Origin of the sequence: Pseudomonas medicaginis (assembly GCF_965119365.1) — a bacterium.
Lineage (GTDB): Bacteria > Pseudomonadota > Gammaproteobacteria > Pseudomonadales > Pseudomonadaceae > Aquipseudomonas.
On record NZ_OZ221631.1, the window covers coordinates 2,090,882 to 2,108,137 of the forward strand.

Here is a 17,256-nt window from a genome sequence, read left to right on the forward strand (position 1 = left end):
TGGTTTCCCCAACCTATTACGGTTTGCCCTCGCCATTCAGCAATCTGATGGAGCGTGGGTCCGGCCGGCGCCTTCGCTACACTCGGCCTATCTCTCCCGGAACAAGGCTGTCTGCTATGCAAAATCGCATGATGATCACTGGTGCCGGCTCCGGCCTGGGCCGCGAAATCGCGCTGCGCTGGGCCCGCGAAGGCTGGCGCCTGGCCTTGTCGGATGTCAGCGAACCCGGCCTTGTGGAAACCCTCAAGCTCGTGCGGGCTGCCGGTGGCGACGGCTTCATCCAGCGCTGCGATGTACGCGACTACAGCCAATTGACTGCATTCGCCCAGGCTTGCGAAGAAAAGCTCGGCGGCATCGATATCATCGTCAACAATGCCGGCGTTGCCTCGGGCGGGTTCTTCAGTGAACTGTCCCTGGAGGATTGGGACTGGCAGATCGCGATCAACCTCATGGGTGTGGTCAAGGGCTGCAAGGCGTTCCTGCCGCTGCTGGAAAAAAGCCGCGGCAAGATCATCAACATCGCCTCCATGGCCGCCTTGATGCAGGGACCGGCCATGAGCAACTACAACGTGGCCAAGGCTGGCGTCGTAGCGTTGTCGGAGAGCCTGCTGGTGGAGCTGGCGCAGCAGGAAGTCGGCGTGCACGTCGTGTGCCCATCATTCTTCCAGACCAATCTGCTGGACTCCTTCCGCGGCCCGACCCCCGCCATGAAGGCCCAGGTGGGCAAGTTGCTGGAAAGCTCCCCAATCAGCGCCGCTGACATTGCCGACTATATCTATCAGCAGGTCGCCCAAGGCCAGTTCATGATCCTGCCCCATGAACAGGGGCGCATGGCATGGGCCCTCAAGCAGAAGAACCCACAGTTGCTGTACGACGAAATGACCATCATGGCCGACAAAATGCGCGCCAAGGCCCGCCAGAACCTGAATTGACCTGGATGCCCAATGTCCTCAGGATGGCGCCATTCGGCCTTCCTGACGGACATCTGCATGCTCAATTACTTGTGGTTTTTTCTCGCCGCGCTGTTTGAAATCGCCGGCTGCTATGCCTTCTGGATGTGGTTACGCCAGGGCAAGAGCGCGTGGTGGATCGCCCCGGCGCTGCTCAGTCTCACGTTGTTCGCCCTGCTGCTGACCCGCATCGAAGCGACGTACGCGGGGCGCGCCTTCGCTGCCTATGGCGGCATCTACATCGTGGCCTCGATCGGCTGGCTGGCCGTGGTGGAGCGAGCCCGGCCCCTGGGTTCCGACTGGATTGGCGTGGCGCTCTGCGTGTTGGGGACAAGCGTGATTCTATTCGGCCCGCGTTTCTCGGCCCCCTGAAATAACCTATGGGCCCGCAGGGTTTTTGCAGGAAGTTTCCTTCAGTCGCAAGAACTTTGCTTGTAGGGCCTTACTGAATTCTCACGGGTGTCTTGAGAACGCGAAGCCGGGCGGGCATGGTCAGGGTCCAGACATTCTTAAGGACAAGAACCATGCTCGTATTAAGCCGCGCTGTGGGTGAGTTGATTTCCATCGGGGACGATATTTCCGTCCGTGTGCTGTCGGTCAGTGGCACCACCGTGCGTTTTGGCGTTGAAGCGCCACGGCACGTCGATGTCCATCGCTCCGAAATCTACGAAAAGATCCAGAGGAAAAAGGCCCATGCTGCCCGCAAGTCCTGTTCAGTCGAATAGGTGCTTGGGCACGTCGTGCTTGAGCATCAGTTGGCACTGTTCGCTTTCGGGGTCGAAGACGATCAACGCCTGGCCTTTGGTCAGCGCTTGCCGGACCCGTAGGACCCGCGTTTCCAGGGGCGTATCGTCACCGTTGTCGGTGCCGTCGCGGGTCACGAAATCCTCGATCAGGCGAGTGAGCGTGTCGACTTCGAGTTGGTCGTGGGGGATGAGCATGGGGGACCTCGGCTAGACAATGGGGCGATGCTACGGCCAATGGGCTTTTGCGGCTAGCCTTGGGTTTGCGGTTGCTTGTCCCGGCGTCATCGCGAGCAAGCTCGCTCCCACAGCTTCTGAGCCGCACTGAAGACTCAAAGTAGGAGCTCGCTCGCGAGGGTGATCTACCAGGCAATGAAAGGCTGGATCAGCTATCCGACCGCTGCCCCACCAGGCTGTCCACCGACGGCACGCGGGTATCGCTTTCCATCTGTGCATCGTGCTCGATCTGGTGACTGAAGCGGTCCAGGGAGCCTTGGGCCGGTTGCGCGTCGCTGGCGAACACCGGTGGGCTGAGGATATAGGCGCCTAGCAGGCGGCTGAGGGCGGCCAGGCTGTCGATGTGGGTGCGTTCGTAGCCATGGGTGGCGTCGCAGCCGAAGGCGAGCAGGGCAGTACGGATATCGTGGCCGGCGGTGATGGCCGAATGAGCATCGCTGAAGTAGTAGCGGAACAGGTCGCGGCGTGCCGAGATGTCGTTCTCCTTGGCCAGTTTCAGCAAGTGTCGCGACAGGTGATAGTCGTAGGGCCCCCCGGAGTCCTGCATCGCCACGCTGACCGAGTGTTCGCTCGAGTGCTGGCCGGGGGCGACGGGCGCGATGTCGATGCCGACGAATTCGCTGACGTCCCAAGGCAGTGCGGCCGCCGCGCCGCTGCCGGTTTCCTCGGTGATGGTGAACAGCGGGTGACAATCGATCAGCAGTTCCTCGCCGCTGTCGACAATCGCCTTGAGCGCCGCCAGCAACGCCGCGACCCCGGCCTTGTCGTCCAGGTGCCGGGCACTGATGTGGCCGCTTTCGGTGAATTCCGGCAGGGGATCGAAGGCGACGTAATCGCCGATGCCCACCCCCAGGGTTTCGCAATCGGCACGCGTGGCGCAATAGGCGTCCAGGCGCAATTCGATGTGGTCCCAACTGATGGGCATTTCATCCACGGCGGTGTTGAACGCATGCCCGGACGCCATCAACGGCAGCACGCTGCCACGAATCACGCCGGTGTCGGTGAACAGGCTGACCCGGCTGCCTTCGGCAAACCGGCTGGACCAGCACCCCACCGGGGCCAGGGTCAGGCGGCCATTGTCCTTGATGGCCCGCACCGAGGCACCAATGGTATCCAGGTGCGCCGACACGGCCCGGTCGGGGCTGCTCTTGCGACCCTTGAGCGTGGCGCGGATCGTGCCACGACGGGTCATTTCGAACGCGATACCCAGCTCTTCGAGCCGCTCGGCGACGTAGCGCACGATGGTGTCGGTAAAACCGGTCGGGCTGGGAATGGCGAGCATCTCCAGCAGGACTTTCTGCAGGTATTCGAGATCCGGTTCGGGAATTTTGCTGATCATGGAAACTCCTGATGGGTTCAGCGCATCGATGGTTTCGATGAGTGTGTCCGATTGTTGAAGGGCGGTGCCTGAACTGGCCTCATCGCGAGCAAGCTCGCTCCCACAGAGGTCTTACGATGAACACAGAATGTGTAAACACCAGAAATCCCATGTGGGAGCGAGCTTGCTCGCGATGGGGTCTGTTCAGACACGACACCTCTGCTAGGCCATCACCTGGCTATGGGGAAACAACAAGTCCACGAAGCGCTCGGCGGTGGGCTGGGGTTCGTGGTTGGCCAAGCCGGCGCGTTCGTTGGCTTCGATGAACACGTACTCGGGTTGATCGGCCGCCGGCACCAGCAGGTCGAGGCCGACCATGGGAATGTCCAGCGCCCGTGCGGCGCGTACCGCCGCATCGACGAGCGTCGGATGCAGGATGGCGGTGACATCCTCCAGCACGCCGCCGGTATGCAGGTTCGCCGTACGCCGCACGAACAGGTGTTCTCCGGCCGGCAGCACGCTGTCGTAGTCGAATCCCGCCGCGTTGAGTGTGCGCAGGGTCTCGGCATCCATCGGGATCTTGCTTTCACCGCCCGTGGCGGCCTGCCGGCGGCGGCTCTGGGCTTCGATCAAGGCACCGATGGTGTGCCGACCGTCACCGATCACTTCCGCCGGGCGTCGGATCGCCGCCGCCACCACTTCAAAGCCGATCACCAGGATGCGCAGGTCCAGCCCTTCGTGGAAGCTTTCCAGCAACACCTGGCTATCGAACTGCCGAGCCGACTCGATGGCGCTTTGCACTTCCTCGATGGTGCGCAGATCCACTGCCACCCCCTGGCCCTGTTCACCGTCCAGGGGCTTGACCACCACCCGTTCATGCTCATCGAGGAACGCCAGGTTGTCATCGGCATTCCCCGCCAGTTGCTGGGCCGGCAGGTTCAGGCCGGCGTTTTTCAGCACCTTGTGGGTCAGGCTCTTGTTCTGGCACAAGGTCATGCTGATGGCGCTGGTCAGGTCGCTCAGGGATTCGCGGCAACGCACCCGGCGGCTGCCGTGGACCAAGGTGAATAAGCCGGCCTCGGCATCATCCACTTGCACTTCGATGCCTCGGCGGTGAGCTTCTTCGACAATGATCCGCGCATAAGGATTGAACTGCGCTTCGGGGCCCGGCCCGAGGAACAACGGCTGGTTGATGCCGTTCTTGCGTTTGATGGCGAAGGTCGAAAGGTTGCGAAAACCGAGCTTGGCGTAGAGGTTTTTTGCCTGGCGATTGTCATGCAGCACCGACAGGTCGAGGTAACTCAAGCCCCGGCTCATGAAATGCTCGATGAGGTGACGCACCAACACTTCGCCCACCCCCGGCCGTGGGCATTGCGGATCGACAGCCAGGCACCAGAGGCTGCTGCCGTTTTCCGGGTCGTTGAAGGCCTTCTGGTGATTCAGGCCCATGACGCTGCCGATCACGGCACCGGTGTCGTCGTCTTCGGCCAACCAATAGACCGGGCCCCCTTCATGCCGTGGGGTCAGTCGCACGGGGTCGATGGGCAGCATACCCCGGGCCTGGTAGAGCTGGTTGATGGCCTGCCAGTCGGTCTCGCTCTGGGCCCGACGAATCCGGAAACCGCGAAACACCCGGGTGGACTGGCGATAGTCACTGAACCACAGCCGCAAGGTGTCGGACGGATCGAGGAACAGTTGTGCCGGTTCCAGCCCCAGCACTTGCTGGGGCGCGGCCACGTACAAGGCGATGTCGCGCTCGCCGGGTTGTTCGTTGAGCAGTTCCCGGGCCAGGCTCGCCGGGTCCGGGAAGGTGTGGCCGATCAGCAATCTGCCCCAGCCGCAATGCACCGCGATCGGGGCGGCCCCCAATTCGCTGCCGTCTTCGGCCAGGCGGGCCTGCAGGCGTTCGTAAGAGGGCGCCTGGCCGCGCAAAAGGCGTTGGTTGTGAACGGTTGCATGAGGTTTCATCGATCAGATTCCTTGCTCGCTGAGCCACAGGTTCAGCGCCGCCAGTTGCCACAGTCGCGAACCGCGCAACGGCGTTAGCTGGCCGTTGGGGTCGGTGAGCAGGCGATCAAGCATGGACGGGTTGAACAGGCCGCGATCCTGGCTCGGATCCAGCAGCAGTTCGCGGACCCAGGCCAGGGTGTGACCTTCCAGATGCTTGAGGCCTGGCACTGGGAAATAACCTTTCTTGCGGTCGATCACCTCGCTGGGGATCACCCGTCGGGCGGCTTCCTTGAGAACCTGCTTGCCGCCATCGGGCAGCTTGAACTTCGCCGGGACCCTGGCCGAAAGTTCCACCAGGCGGTAGTCCAGGAAGGGTGTGCGCGCTTCCAGGCCCCAGGCCATGGTCATGTTGTCGACGCGCTTGACCGGGTCGTCCACCAGCATCACGGTGCTGTCCAGGCGCAGGGCCTTGTCTACCGCCGCATCGGCCCCGGGCTGGGCGAAATGGTCCTTGACGAAGTCACCGGCCGCGTCGTTGGCCGTCAGCCATTTGGGCTGCACAGTGGCGGCATATTCTTCATAGCTGCGGTCGAAGAACGCCGCGCGATAGGCGGCGTAGGGATCGCTTGCACCATCGACCTGCGGGTACCAGTGGTAACCGGCGAACAGCTCGTCGGCACCCTGGCCGCTTTGCACCACTTTGCAGTGCTTGGCCACTTCCCGCGAGAGCAGGTAGAAGGCGATGCAGTCGTGGCTGACCATCGGCTCGCTCATGGCGCGGAACGCGGCGGGCAATTGTTCGATGATCTCTTTTTCGTCGATGCGCAACTGGTGATGGCGGGTGCCGTAGTGCTTGGCGATCAGGTCCGAATACTGGAACTCGTCACCGCGCTCGCCGCCGGCATCCTGGAAACCGATGGAGAAGGTCGACAGGTCTTCTACGCCGACTTCCCGCAGCAGGCCCACGAGCATGCTCGAATCCACGCCACCGGAAAGCAGTACGCCGACATCCACGGCGGCGCGTTGGCGAATGGCGACGGCTTCACGGGTGCTGTCGAGCACGCGCTCGATCCAGTCTTCCAGATTCAGGTGCTGTTCATCGTCCCGAGGGCCGTAGGGCAGGGTCCAACAGGTTTTCTGCTCGGTGCCGCCGTCGGCTTCGATGCGCATCCAGGTGGCGGGCGGCAGTTTTTCGACACCGGCCAACAAGGTACGGGGCGCCGGGACCACCGCATGGAAATTCAGGTAGTGGTTGAGGGCCACCGGGTCGAGCATCGGGTTGATGTCGCCGCCCTTGAGCAGCGCCGGCAATGCCGAGGCGAAACGTAGCCGTTGGCCGGTGCGCGACAGATACAGCGGCTTTACGCCGAGGCGGTCGCGGGCGATGAACAGCCGTTTGGCATCGCGTTCCCAGATGGCGAAGGCGAACATGCCGTTGAGTTTGGGCAACAACGCTTCGCCCCAGGCGTGATAGCCCTTGAGCAGCACTTCGGTGTCGCCATCGGAATAGAAGCTGTAGCCCAGGCCTTCGAGCTCACTGCGCAGTTCCGGGTAGTTGTAGATCGCGCCGTTGAAGGCCAGGGACAAGCCCAATTGGCTGTCGATCATCGGCTGGGCCGAGCCGTCCGACAGGTCCATGATTTTCAGACGTCGATGGCCCAGGGCAATCGGTCCCTGGCTATGAAAGCCCCAGGCGTCGGGGCCGCGAGGGGCCAGGTGATGGGTGATTCGCTCTACGGCCGCAAGGTCCGCAGGTTGTTGATCGAAACGTAACTCTCCAGCTAATCCGCACATAAGTCCTTACCGGTTTTTCCGTTGGGGAGGGGTCAAGCCGCACCCGCCAAAAGGGCGGGTACCCTGAAACTGACCGGAGGGATTGCTGTGAGTTTTAGATCAATGCGTTATAAGCAGGTGGGCGGGGTTGGGCTGGATGTTGCGCGGCCCCTTGTGGGAGCGAGCTTGCTCGCGATAGCGGTGGATCAGTTGGCCTCTGAGTTGACTGACCCTACGCTATCGCGAGCAAGCTCGCTTGTATGGTAGGACTTGAAGGGAGGAGGAGGGACAAGGCTCGATTCTGACTGTTAGCCGCAGTACAGACCGTGGGAGATTTCGCCCCTCCTCCTTTCACCCAAGCGCCGATAAAGAATGCATCTGGCCTAAACCGACGATAGGAACAAGCCTGCGCCTCTGGGTGAACCCTTCAAGTGTTCAAACCTTAGCCCGGAGAATTTTCAATGGCAATGCCGGTTTCTGTCACAAAGCCGATTGTGGGCGTGGATGTCGCCAAGAACGAACTGGTGATCTATCACGCCGAACTTGACGTACTGGAGGCGACTCCCAACAACAAAGCGGCCATCAAAAAGTGGTTGAAAGCATTGCCGGGCCCCGTCGCTGTAGCCATTGAGTCGACCAATATCTATCACCTGGAATTCGCTGATCTGGCCTATGAGGCCGGCTGCGAGATCTACATGGTGGGCGGTTATGAACTGCATCACTACCGCGAAGGCGTAAAAATCCGCGCCAAAACTGACGCGCTGGATGCCAAGCTGCTGGCCCGTTACCTGAAAAACGAAGGGCATGAGCTTAACCCCTGGACCCCGCCATCTCCGCTGTATCGCCAGCTCCTGAGCCTTTTCCGCCGTCGCGCAGCCCTGGTTCAGGCTCGAGTGGCCCTGGTACAAAGCTGGGCTAACGAGCCGCTGCTGAAGACCGCTTTCGCCGAACAAATTGCAGCCATGCAGAGGCTTGAGACATTGATCGAGAAGACGATCAAGGATCATCTGAGGGATGCCGGTTTGCAGGGTCAGTTGAACCGTTGCTTGAAGGTTGAGGGCATTGGATTTCTGACCGGAGCCCGCTTGCTTACGGCATTTCAACGAGGGGATTTCAGAAACTCAGACGCCTTCATTGCCTTTTTGGGAATGGACTTGCGAGTGTCGAAATCAGGACAAAAAGATGGGCGCCGTAGCTTGAGTAAACGAGGCGACCCGGAAGTCCGTCGGCTGTTACACAATGCCGCCATGTCGGCTAGCCGCACGTCCGCCTGGAGAGGCTTCTATGAAAAGCAAAGAGCTCGCGGTTTCACTACCACTCAGGCGTTGGTAATGCTGGCTCGCAAGCTTGCTCGGATCGTATTCGCTCTGCTGAAAGGGCAAAGCGAATACCAACCTAACGCGGCTTGAGGGCTTTCCCTCAACCATAGAATCTCCCACAGAGGTTGTGACATGTCTTAAGAAGTCGGTGCTAAGCCTTGCCCCGAATCAAGGCCCGCAATGCAAACCGGTTCGGGTGGCAGGCCTCGGCCACGCTGCGGGGCAGTGGCAGCGGTTCGTTGTCCAGCCAGGCGGCGATCAGTTCGCCCGACAGGGGGGCGGTGATCAGGCCTCGGGAGCCATGGCCGCTGTTGATGTACAAGCCATCGAGCCATGGGCAGGGCGCATCCGGCACTTGCCGGGCGTCCTTGCCCAGGGCGGCGTAGGCCTCGGTAAAGGCTTGGCGGTCGGCCAACGGCCCGACAATCGGCAGGTAGTCCGGGCTGGTGCAACGAAATGCCGCGCGGCCTTCGAGGTGTTGTGGGTCCAGGGTGTCGGCGTTCAGTCGCTGCACCAGGTCTTGGGAGATTTCTTCGAGCATCCGCAGGTTGCCGGCATGTTCGGCGGGGGTGGGGGTCAGGTCGTCGCTGTTGAAATCGAAACTGGCGCCCAAGGTGTGTTCGCCCTGGCGCGGCGGCGCCACATAACCTTCGGCGCAGACCACCGTCGCCAGGCTCTGGCTGCGGGTGGTTTGCGGCAACCGGGTGATCTGCCCGCGAATACGCTTGAGCGGCAAGTCGGCGGCCGGATCGAAACGTTTGATTTCGGCGGCGCTGGCGAGGATCGCCACCGGTGCGCTGGCCAGGCATCGTTCGCCGTCCCATGCCTGCCACTGGCCGTCCACGCGGCGCAGTTGCAGCACTTCATGATGGGGCTGCACGTCGATCGCCGTGCCTGAGGCTTGCCAGCGACACAAGGCCGGTGGATGCACCCAGCCGCCCTCGGGATAAAACAAGCCACCGCAGGCCAAGCCGATGCCGGACCGGGCCTGGGCTTCGGACGGGTCCAGGGTGTGCAGCAAATCCGTTGGGAACGCCTCGGCCAGTTGCGCCTGGCGCTCGGCTTCCTTGCTGTTGAAGGCCAGTTGCAAGACGCCGCAGGCGTCCCAGTCAACGCCACGTTGCAGTTGCTCCAGCACGCGGCGGGTGTAGCCGAAGCCGCTGAGGATCATCTGCGACAGCGCGGTACCGTGGGCCGACAGCTTGAGGTACAGCACCCCCTGGGGGTTGCCGGAGGCTTCCTCGGCCAAGCCGGCATGACGCTCCAGCAGCGTCACCTGCCAGCCACGGGCGGCGAGGCTCGCGGCGCTGGCACAACCGGCCAGGCCGCCGCCGATCACCAGGGCCCGGCGCTCACCGGTGGGTGGCAAGGGGCGGGCATACCAGGGTTTTGCCGAGGCCGGCGGCGGTGTCTGCTCCGGCCAGCCAAGAAAAACGCCGCGCAGGATCTCCCATTTATGGCCGATGCCCGGCGTGCGTTTCATCTTGAAGCCGGCCGCGTTGAGCAGGCGCCGGACCCAGCCGGTGCTGGTGAAGGTGCTGAGGGTGGCGCCAGGCGCAGCCAGCCGGGCCAGTTCGGCGAACAGCTCGGCGGTCCACATCTCGGGGTTCCTGGCCGGTGCGAAGCCGTCCAGGAACCAGGCGTCGATCTGCCCGTCCAGTTGCGGCAACTGCTCCAGGGCATCGCCGATCAACAAGGTCAGCGTCACCCGCCCATTAGCCAACACCAGACGCTGGAAACCCTGATGGATCGCCACGTACTGCTCAAGCAAGGGGGCCGCCTGGAGACTGAGCTGCGGCCACAAGGCCAGGGCCCGGCGCAGGTCCTCGGGGCTCAAGGGATACTTTTCGACGCTGACGAAATGCAGCCGGGCGCCTGCCGGTGCGCACTGCTCGAACAATTGCCAGGCGCAGAGAAAATTCAAGCCGGTGCCAAACCCGGTTTCGCCGATCACCAGTCGCCCGTCATCGGCCAGCGCAGCGAAACGCTCAGCCAGGTTGTTCTGCTCAAGAAACACATAACGTGTTTCGTCCAGGCCCGACTGGTCGGAAAAATACACATCGTCGAACACCCGCGAGCGCGGGCGCCCCTGGTCGTCCCAGTCGAGTTGGGCGTGTTGCTGGATGGGGGTCATGGCTGGCTCGGTCAAAACTGAGGGGCCATTCTAGCCGATCGGTATCGGCATGCTTGACCCATCGCAACAACCCACGCTTCTGAAGGGAATCTGCTGCACGGGGCCGCATCCAATCCGCTAGTCTTGAGCCATCCCCGGAAGGAGCTGCCCATGTTTGAATCCGCTGAAATCGGTCATGCCATCGATAAAGACACCTTTGAGACCGAGGTGCCGGCCCTGCGTGAAGCGCTGCTGGAAGCGCAGTTCGAGTTGCAGCAGCAGGGCCGGTTTCCGGTCATTGTGTTGATCAACGGCATCGAAGGCGCGGGCAAGGGCGAGACGGTGAAATTGCTCAGCGAGTGGATGGACCCACGGCTGATCGAAGTGCGCACCTTCGACCAGCAGACCGACGAGGAGTTGGCGCGACCTCCCGCGTGGCGCTATTGGCGGATGCTGCCGGCCAAAGGACGCATGGGGATTTTCTTCGGCAACTGGTACAGCCAGATGTTGCAAGGCCGGGTCCATGGCGAGTTCAAGGACCCGAGGCTCGACCAGGCGATCGCCGGTGCCGAACGCCTGGAAAAAATGCTCTGCGACGAAGGCGCGCTGATCTTCAAGTTCTGGTTCCACTTGTCCAAGAAACAGATGAAGGCCCGACTCAAGGGGCTCAAGGATGACCCGCTGCACAGCTGGCGCATCAGTCCGCTGGATTGGCAGCAGTCCCAGACCTATGACAAGTTCGTCAAATACGGCGAGCGGGTGTTGCGCCGCACCAGCCGCGATTACGCGCCGTGGCATGTGATCGAAGGCGTGGACAGCTATTATCGCAGCCTCACCGTCGGGCGGATCCTGCTCGACGGTTTGCGCCAGGCCCTGGACCGATCGAAGATCAGGCCGCAAAAGGTCAGCGTGGCGCCGCTGCCCGAGCTGGACGGCCAGATCACGTTGCTCGACAGCCTGGACATGACCCGGCGCCTGGACAAGGCCGACTACGAAGAACAGCTGATCACCGAGCAGGCGCGGTTCGCCGGCCTGCTGCGGGACAAACGCATGCGCCAGCATGCCCTGGTGGCGGTGTTCGAAGGCAATGACGCGGCGGGCAAGGGCGGAGCGATCCGGCGGGTCACGGCGGCCCTGGACCCGCGCCAATACAGCATCGTGCCGATTGCCGCGCCCACGGAAGAAGAGCGCGCCCACCCCTACATGTGGCGGTTCTGGCGGCACATTCCCGCCCGCGGCAAGTTCACCATGTTCGATCGCTCTTGGTATGGCCGGGTACTGGTGGAGCGGGTCGAAGGTTTTTGCAGCCAGGGCGACTGGTTGCGGGCCTACGGGGAAATCAACGACTTCGAGGAACAGCTCGCCGATGCCGGCGTGGTGGTGGTCAAGTTCTGGCTGGCCATCGACAAGGAAACCCAGCTGGAGCGTTTCCAGGAGCGCGAGGACATCCCGTTCAAGCGCTTCAAGATCACTGAGGATGACTGGCGCAACCGCGACAAATGGGACGCCTACCGCGCCGCGGTGTGCGACATGGTCGACCGCACCAGCACCGAGATATCGCCTTGGACCTTGGTGGAGGCCAACGACAAGCGCTGGGCGCGGGTCAAGGTATTGCGCACCCTCAACGAGGCGCTGGAGGCGGCTTTCGAGCGGAGTGCAAGGCAGGCTCGCAAGAAAAAGAAGGGCTAGGGCGATGAGTTCGCATACGCGGGATGAATGATTGTCGCAGTCGGTTATGCAGTGGATTTATGCTCGACTCACTCTCAACCGACTACAACAATGAGGTGCAGCCATGCGTGAAGTGGTGATCGTCGACAGCGTACGGACCGGCCTGGCCAAGTCCTTTCGTGGCAAGTTCAACATGACCCGTCCCGATGACATGGCGGCCCATTGTGTCAACGCCTTGCTGGCGCGCAACGACATCAACCCGGCCAGTGTCGAGGACTGCATCGTCGGGGCCGGGTCCAATGAAGGCGCCCAGGGCTACAACATCGGACGCAATGTGGCGGTGCTCTCGCAATTGGGCATCGGCACCGCCGGCATGACTCTCAACCGCTTCTGCTCCTCCGGCCTGCAAGCCATTGCCATCGCTGCCAACCAGATTGCTTCCGGTTGCAGCGACATCATTGTGGCGGGCGGCGTGGAGTCCATCAGTCTGACCATGAAAAGCGTCAACACCGACAACCTGATCAACCCGCTGCTCAAGGAGCAAGTGCCCGGGATCTATTTCCCCATGGGCCAGACGGCCGAGATCGTCGCCCGCCGTTACCAGGTCAGCCGCGAGGAACAGGACCGCTACGCCTTGCAGAGCCAGCAACGCACCGCCAAGGCCCAGGCGGCCGGGTTGTTCGATGATGAAATCATTCCGATGGCGGTCAAGTACCGGGTCGAGGACAAGCAGACCGGCGCGGTGCAGGTTCTCGATGGCGTGGTCGATCACGATGATTGCAACCGTCCGGACACCACTTATGAAAGCCTCGCGGGCCTGAAGCCGGTGTTCGCCGAAGACGGTTCGGTGACGGCGGGCAACTCGTCGCAGTTGTCCGACGGGGCCTCTATGACCTTGGTGATGAGCCTGGAAAAAGCCCTGGCGCTGGGGCTCAAGCCCAAGGCGTTTTTCCGTGGTTTTACCGTGGCCGGTTGCGAGCCGGACGAAATGGGCATCGGCCCGGTGTTCTCGGTGCCCAAGCTGCTCAAGGCCAAGGGCTTGCAGATCGCCGATATCGACCTGTGGGAACTCAACGAGGCGTTTGCTTCCCAGTGCCTGTACAGCCGCAACCGGCTGGAAATCGATCCCGAGAAATACAACGTCAACGGCGGCTCGATCTCCATCGGCCATCCGTTCGGCATGACCGGCTCGCGGCAAGTGGGACACCTGGTGCGCGAGCTGCAGCGACGCAATCTGCGCTACGGCATCGTGACCATGTGCGTGGGCGGCGGGATGGGGGCTACGGGGCTGTTCGAGGCGGTGAGATAACCGTACGCTGACAAAGTTTGCGAGATGATTGACAGCGTTGGCGAGATGATTATCTGTGGCGAGGGGATTTATCCCCGCTGGGTTGCCCAGCAACCCTAAAATCTACAACCGCGGTATATCAGGCTGACAGGGTTGTCTGCTTTGGGGCTGCTTCGCAGCCCAGCGGGGATAAATCCCCTCGCCACAGGAGGGCGGCGCCAGCCATGGGTTTGACTTAGCTGGCAACCTGAGTCAGTTGCAGCACGCGCTGGATATACGCTTCCACCTCCCGCAACGCATCCTCGCGACTGGCGAACGGCCCTTCCTGGGTGCCTTCCCGGGTGTTGAAGTAAAATTCGCCGTTTATCCGACAAATCCGGTCACTGGGAAAGACCATCGCAGGGGCGAGATCCTGGGCACGTTTGCCAAGCATGAGGGGCTCCAAAAGAGGCGGCGGTATCAGGTTGAATGGAGTTTAGGGGCTGGTGTAGGCGACTGCTTGCTCAGCCGATAGGCGGCCATGTGCCATACCCGTGCCCGACTCAAATTAAAGCCCAACTGTTCCTGTGTTGCCTGGCGGTAGACGCCTAGAATGGGCGTTCTTTGTCCTGGGCTTCGAGGGTTGCATGCACATATCGTCCGGTCGCTGGGTCTACGGCTTGTTCCTTGCCCTGTTGACTGCCCTGCTCTGGGGAATCCTGCCGATCAAACTCAAGCAAGTGCTGCAAGTGATGGACCCGGTCACCGTGACCTGGTTTCGCTTGCTGGTGTCCGGCGGTTTGCTGTTCATCTACCTGGCGTCCACCCGGCGCTTGCCCAGTCGCAAGGTCCTCGGCCCTCGCGGCGGTTGGCTGGTGGCGATGGCGGTGCTTGGGTTGGTGGGCAACTACGTGTTGTACCTGATGGGCCTGAACCGCTTGAGCCCCGGCACCGCGCAACTGGTGGTGCAGATGGGGCCGATCATGTTGCTGGTCGCCAGCCTGTTTGTGTTCAAGGAGCGATTCAGCGTGGGGCAGGGCATCGGTCTGCTGGTGCTGCTGATCGGTTTCACGCTGTTTTTCAACCAGCGCCTGGGCGAGTTGCTGACGTCCCTGAGTGACTACACCGCCGGGGTGCTGATGGTATTACTGGCATCGACGGTCTGGACGTTCTATGCCCTGGGCCAGAAGCAATTGTTGACGGTGTGGAATTCGCTGCAGGTGATGATGGTGATCTACCTGTTCTGTGCGTTGCTGCTCACGCCGTGGGTGCACCCGTTGGAAGCGTTGCAACTGAGTCCGCTGCAAGGCTGGTTGCTGCTCGCTTGTTGCCTCAACACCCTGATTGCCTATGGCGCGTTTGCCGAAGCCCTGGCCCACTGGGAAGCGTCGCGGGTCAGCGCGACCCTGGCGATCACGCCGCTGGTGACTTTCGCGGCGGTGGCGCTGGCGGCCTGGTGGTGGCCTGATTATGTCCATGCCGAGCAGATCAACCTGCTGGGCTATGGCGGTGCGGTGCTGGTGGTACTGGGTTCGGCGTTGGTCGCCCTGGGGCCGTCGCTGATCGCCGGGCTCAAGGCCCGGCGCGAGCGTTTGGCTGTCGGGCGCTAGCCCGCTGTGGGAGCGAGCTTGCTCGCGATGGCGGTCTGTCAGGCAATAGTGATGTCGAGCCTGCCGGCCTCATCGCGAGCAAGCTCGGCTCCCACAGTGATCTTCAGTGGACGCAATATTGCGCTCCACACAGGCCCCCTTGTGGGAGCGAGCTTGCTCGCGATGGCGGCCTAGCGCTCAACGCAAGACTCAGCCCTGGCTACCGGCCTCCAGCATATTCTCCGGCCTCACCCAGGCATCGAACTCTTCATCGGTCAGGTACCCCAACTGCAACGCCGCCTCCCGCAAGGTCAGCCCTTCGCCGTAGGCTTTCTTGGCGATTTCCGCTGACTTGTCGTAGCCGATGTGCGGGTTCAGTGCAGTCACCAGCATCAACCCACGCTCCAGGTGTGCGGCCATCTGCTCGGCATCCGGCTCGAGTCCGGCGATGCAGTGCTGCTGGAAGTTGCTGCAGCCATCGGCCAGCAGGCGGATCGATTGCAGCAGGTTGTGGATGATCACCGGTTTGAACACGTTCAGCTGCAAATGCCCCTGGCTGGCGGCAAAACCAATGGTCACGTCGTTGCCCATGACCTGGCAGGCCAGCATCGACAAGGCTTCGCACTGGGTCGGGTTGACCTTGCCAGGCATGATGGAACTGCCCGGTTCGTTGGCCGGCAACTTCACCTCGGCGAACCCGGCCCGTGGACCGGAACCCAGCAGGCGCAGGTCGTTGGCGATTTTCATCAGGGTCACGGCGAGGGTTTTCAGGGCGCCGGACAAGGCGGTCAAGGGTTCATGGCCGGCCAGCGCGGCGAACTTGTTCGGTGCGGTGACAAACGGCAGGCCCGACAGCGCCGCCAGTTCAGCGGCAATCGCTTCGCCGAACCCATGGGGGGAATTGAGCCCGGTGCCTACGGCGGTGCCGCCCTGGGCCAGTTCGCAGACCGCCGGCAGTGCGGCGCGGATCGCCCGTTCGGCGTAATCGAGCTGGGCAATGAAGGCCGACAGTTCCTGGCCAAAGGTGATCGGCGTGGCATCCATCATGTGGGTACGGCCGGTCTTGACCAGCTTCATGTGGCGAGCCGCCAGTTCCGCCAGGCCGCCGGACAGTTCGCTGATGGCCGGCAGCAAGTGCTGGTGGATGGCCTGGGCGGCGGCGATGTGCATCGCAGTGGGGAAGCAGTCGTTGGAACTCTGGGAGCGGTTGACGTGGTCGTTGGGGTGCACCGGGCTCTTGCCGCCGCGGGGATTGCCGGCCAGTTCGTTGGCGCGTCCGGCGATCACCTCGTTCACGTTCATGTTGCTCTGGGTCCCGCTGCCGGTCTGCCAGACCACCAGCGGGAACTGGTCGTCGTGCTGGCCGGCCAGCACTTCGTCGGCGGCCTGTTCGATCAGGCGGGCGATGTCGGCGGGGAGGTCGCCATTGCGATCGTTGACCCGCGCGGCGGCCTTCTTGATCAGTGCCAAGGCGTGCAACACCGACAGCGGCATGCGTTCGTTGCCAATGGCGAAGTTGATCATGGAACGCTGTGTTTGCGCGCCCCAGTAGGCGTCGTCCGGTACTTCAACCTGGCCAAGGCTGTCGGTTTCGATACGGCTCATCGGGTCAAACTCCTTAAAGGCTGAATGCGCAGTTTAGGCCCAGATGGGCGGCACCGGTTCCCTCAATCTAGGAGGGGTGTGTTCGGCCCGTCAATCGGACCCGACCACCCTCGGGGTTGAGGCCCGGCGTTTTTTAGGCGCAGAATGGTCGCCCTTGGGGTTTTACCTCGCCTGTAATCAAAGGAAACTCGATGACCCGTCTTCGCGCCATCTGTACCGCAGTTGCTCTGGTGTGTGCCAGCGGCCCTGTTTTCGCCGATACCGCCAGCCACAACGCCAGCGCAGAAGCGTTCCTGACCCTGGCGCACGCCGACAAACTGGGCACGCCGGTGTACATGCAAGTGCAGCAGATGTTTGCCCAACGCTTTGAACAGACCAAGGCCCCTGCGTCGAAAAAAGCCACCCTGGAAACCTACCAGGCCAAGGCCAATGCCGCGCTGGACCAGGCCATTGGCTGGAACAAGCTCAAGCCGGACATGGTCAAGCTCTACACCAGCAACTTCAACGAGTCGGAGCTCAAGGAACTGGTCGCTTTCTACCAATCGCCATTGGGCAAGAAAGTCCTGGAAAAAATGCCACAGTTGACCCAGCAATCGGCCCAGCTGACCCAGGCCAAGCTCGAGAGCGCGGTGCCGGTGGTCAACAAGCTGCTGGCGGACATGACGGCCGAGCTCGAGCCAAAAGCCGCTGCCCCAGCCAAGAAAAAGCCGTAAGCGGAGCCCGG

Annotated in this window: 15 protein-coding genes; 8 read left to right on the plus strand and 7 right to left on the minus strand. The window is 62.2% G+C overall.

Annotation, left to right across the window (positions count from 1 at the left end; translation table 11 throughout):
- The first annotated feature begins 116 nt into the window (after positions 1 to 116).
- The 3 genes from ACMTA2_RS09240 to csrA all read left to right on the plus strand — a co-directional run bounded on the left by ACMTA2_RS09240 (position 117) and on the right by csrA (position 1,675).
- Complete coding sequence (locus ACMTA2_RS09240) at positions 117 to 932, plus strand: SDR family oxidoreductase (protein ID WP_413794598.1); 816 nt, start codon at positions 117 to 119, stop codon at positions 930 to 932.
- A gap of 57 nt (positions 933 to 989) precedes the next feature.
- Positions 990 to 1,322 (plus strand): YnfA family protein, encoded by a 333-nt coding sequence (locus ACMTA2_RS09245; protein ID WP_413795618.1) that lies wholly within the window; start codon positions 990 to 992, stop codon positions 1,320 to 1,322.
- A 152-nt stretch (positions 1,323 to 1,474) separates the two neighbouring features.
- Positions 1,475 to 1,675 (plus strand): carbon storage regulator CsrA, encoded by a 201-nt coding sequence (csrA, locus tag ACMTA2_RS09250; RefSeq protein WP_413794599.1) that lies wholly within the window; start codon positions 1,475 to 1,477, stop codon positions 1,673 to 1,675.
- Here csrA and ACMTA2_RS09255 read toward each other — a convergent pair.
- The 4 genes from ACMTA2_RS09255 to ACMTA2_RS09270 form a co-directional block, all read right to left on the minus strand.
- Positions 1,664 to 1,891 (minus strand): YheU family protein, encoded by a 228-nt coding sequence (locus ACMTA2_RS09255; protein ID WP_003199186.1) that lies wholly within the window; start codon positions 1,889 to 1,891, stop codon positions 1,664 to 1,666. The genes csrA and ACMTA2_RS09255 overlap by 12 nt on opposite strands.
- A gap of 187 nt (positions 1,892 to 2,078) precedes the next feature.
- Positions 2,079 to 3,269, minus strand: a complete 1,191-nt coding sequence (locus tag ACMTA2_RS09260; RefSeq protein ID WP_053120340.1) for an osmoprotectant NAGGN system M42 family peptidase — start codon at positions 3,267 to 3,269, stop codon at positions 2,079 to 2,081.
- A gap of 201 nt (positions 3,270 to 3,470) precedes the next feature.
- The gene (gene ngg / locus ACMTA2_RS09265) at positions 3,471 to 5,216 is read right to left on the minus strand and encodes an N-acetylglutaminylglutamine synthetase (RefSeq protein WP_413794600.1); all 1,746 of its coding nucleotides are present in this window, start codon (positions 5,214 to 5,216) and stop codon (positions 3,471 to 3,473) included.
- A gap of 3 nt (positions 5,217 to 5,219) precedes the next feature.
- Entirely contained in the window at positions 5,220 to 6,992 is a 1,773-nt protein-coding gene (locus ACMTA2_RS09270; RefSeq protein WP_413794601.1) for an N-acetylglutaminylglutamine amidotransferase, read from the minus strand.
- 440 nt (positions 6,993 to 7,432) lie between these two features.
- Here ACMTA2_RS09270 and ACMTA2_RS09275 point away from each other — a divergent pair, with 440 nt between their 5' ends.
- Positions 7,433 to 8,380 (plus strand): IS110 family transposase, encoded by a 948-nt coding sequence (locus ACMTA2_RS09275; protein WP_413791447.1) that lies wholly within the window; start codon positions 7,433 to 7,435, stop codon positions 8,378 to 8,380.
- Between the two features lie 61 nt (positions 8,381 to 8,441).
- Here the strand turns inward: ACMTA2_RS09275 and mnmC are convergent, their stop codons facing one another.
- Positions 8,442 to 10,424 (minus strand): bifunctional tRNA (5-methylaminomethyl-2-thiouridine)(34)-methyltransferase MnmC2/FAD-dependent 5-carboxymethylaminomethyl-2-thiouridine(34) oxidoreductase MnmC1, encoded by a 1,983-nt coding sequence (gene mnmC, locus ACMTA2_RS09280; protein ID WP_413794602.1) that lies wholly within the window; start codon positions 10,422 to 10,424, stop codon positions 8,442 to 8,444.
- A gap of 150 nt (positions 10,425 to 10,574) precedes the next feature.
- Here mnmC and pap point away from each other — a divergent pair, with 150 nt between their 5' ends.
- Together pap and ACMTA2_RS09290 are read left to right on the plus strand one after the other, a co-directional pair.
- Positions 10,575 to 12,092 carry a polyphosphate:AMP phosphotransferase gene (gene pap / locus ACMTA2_RS09285; RefSeq protein WP_413794603.1) on the plus strand — a complete coding sequence of 506 codons (1,518 nt, stop codon included), beginning with the start codon at positions 10,575 to 10,577 and terminating at the stop codon, positions 12,090 to 12,092.
- Between the two features lie 103 nt (positions 12,093 to 12,195).
- Positions 12,196 to 13,380, plus strand: coding sequence for a thiolase family protein (locus tag ACMTA2_RS09290; RefSeq protein WP_413794604.1), 1,185 nt, complete (start codon positions 12,196 to 12,198; stop codon positions 13,378 to 13,380).
- Between the two features lie 214 nt (positions 13,381 to 13,594).
- On the opposite strand, the gene ACMTA2_RS09295 is transcribed toward ACMTA2_RS09290, so the two are convergent.
- Positions 13,595 to 13,792, minus strand: coding sequence for a DUF6316 family protein (locus ACMTA2_RS09295; RefSeq protein ID WP_413794605.1), 198 nt, complete (start codon positions 13,790 to 13,792; stop codon positions 13,595 to 13,597).
- A gap of 193 nt (positions 13,793 to 13,985) precedes the next feature.
- On the opposite strand from ACMTA2_RS09295, the gene ACMTA2_RS09300 reads away from it, so the two are divergent.
- Positions 13,986 to 14,948 carry a DMT family transporter gene (locus ACMTA2_RS09300; RefSeq protein ID WP_413794606.1) on the plus strand — a complete coding sequence of 321 codons (963 nt, stop codon included), beginning with the start codon at positions 13,986 to 13,988 and terminating at the stop codon, positions 14,946 to 14,948.
- 189 nt (positions 14,949 to 15,137) lie between these two features.
- Here the strand turns inward: ACMTA2_RS09300 and ACMTA2_RS09305 are convergent, their stop codons facing one another.
- Entirely contained in the window at positions 15,138 to 16,532 is a 1,395-nt protein-coding gene (locus tag ACMTA2_RS09305) for a class II fumarate hydratase (RefSeq protein ID WP_413794607.1), read from the minus strand.
- 191 nt (positions 16,533 to 16,723) lie between these two features.
- On the opposite strand from ACMTA2_RS09305, the gene ACMTA2_RS09310 reads away from it, so the two are divergent.
- Entirely contained in the window at positions 16,724 to 17,245 is a 522-nt protein-coding gene (locus ACMTA2_RS09310) for a DUF2059 domain-containing protein (protein WP_413794608.1), read from the plus strand.
- Positions 17,246 to 17,256 lie beyond the last annotated feature (11 nt).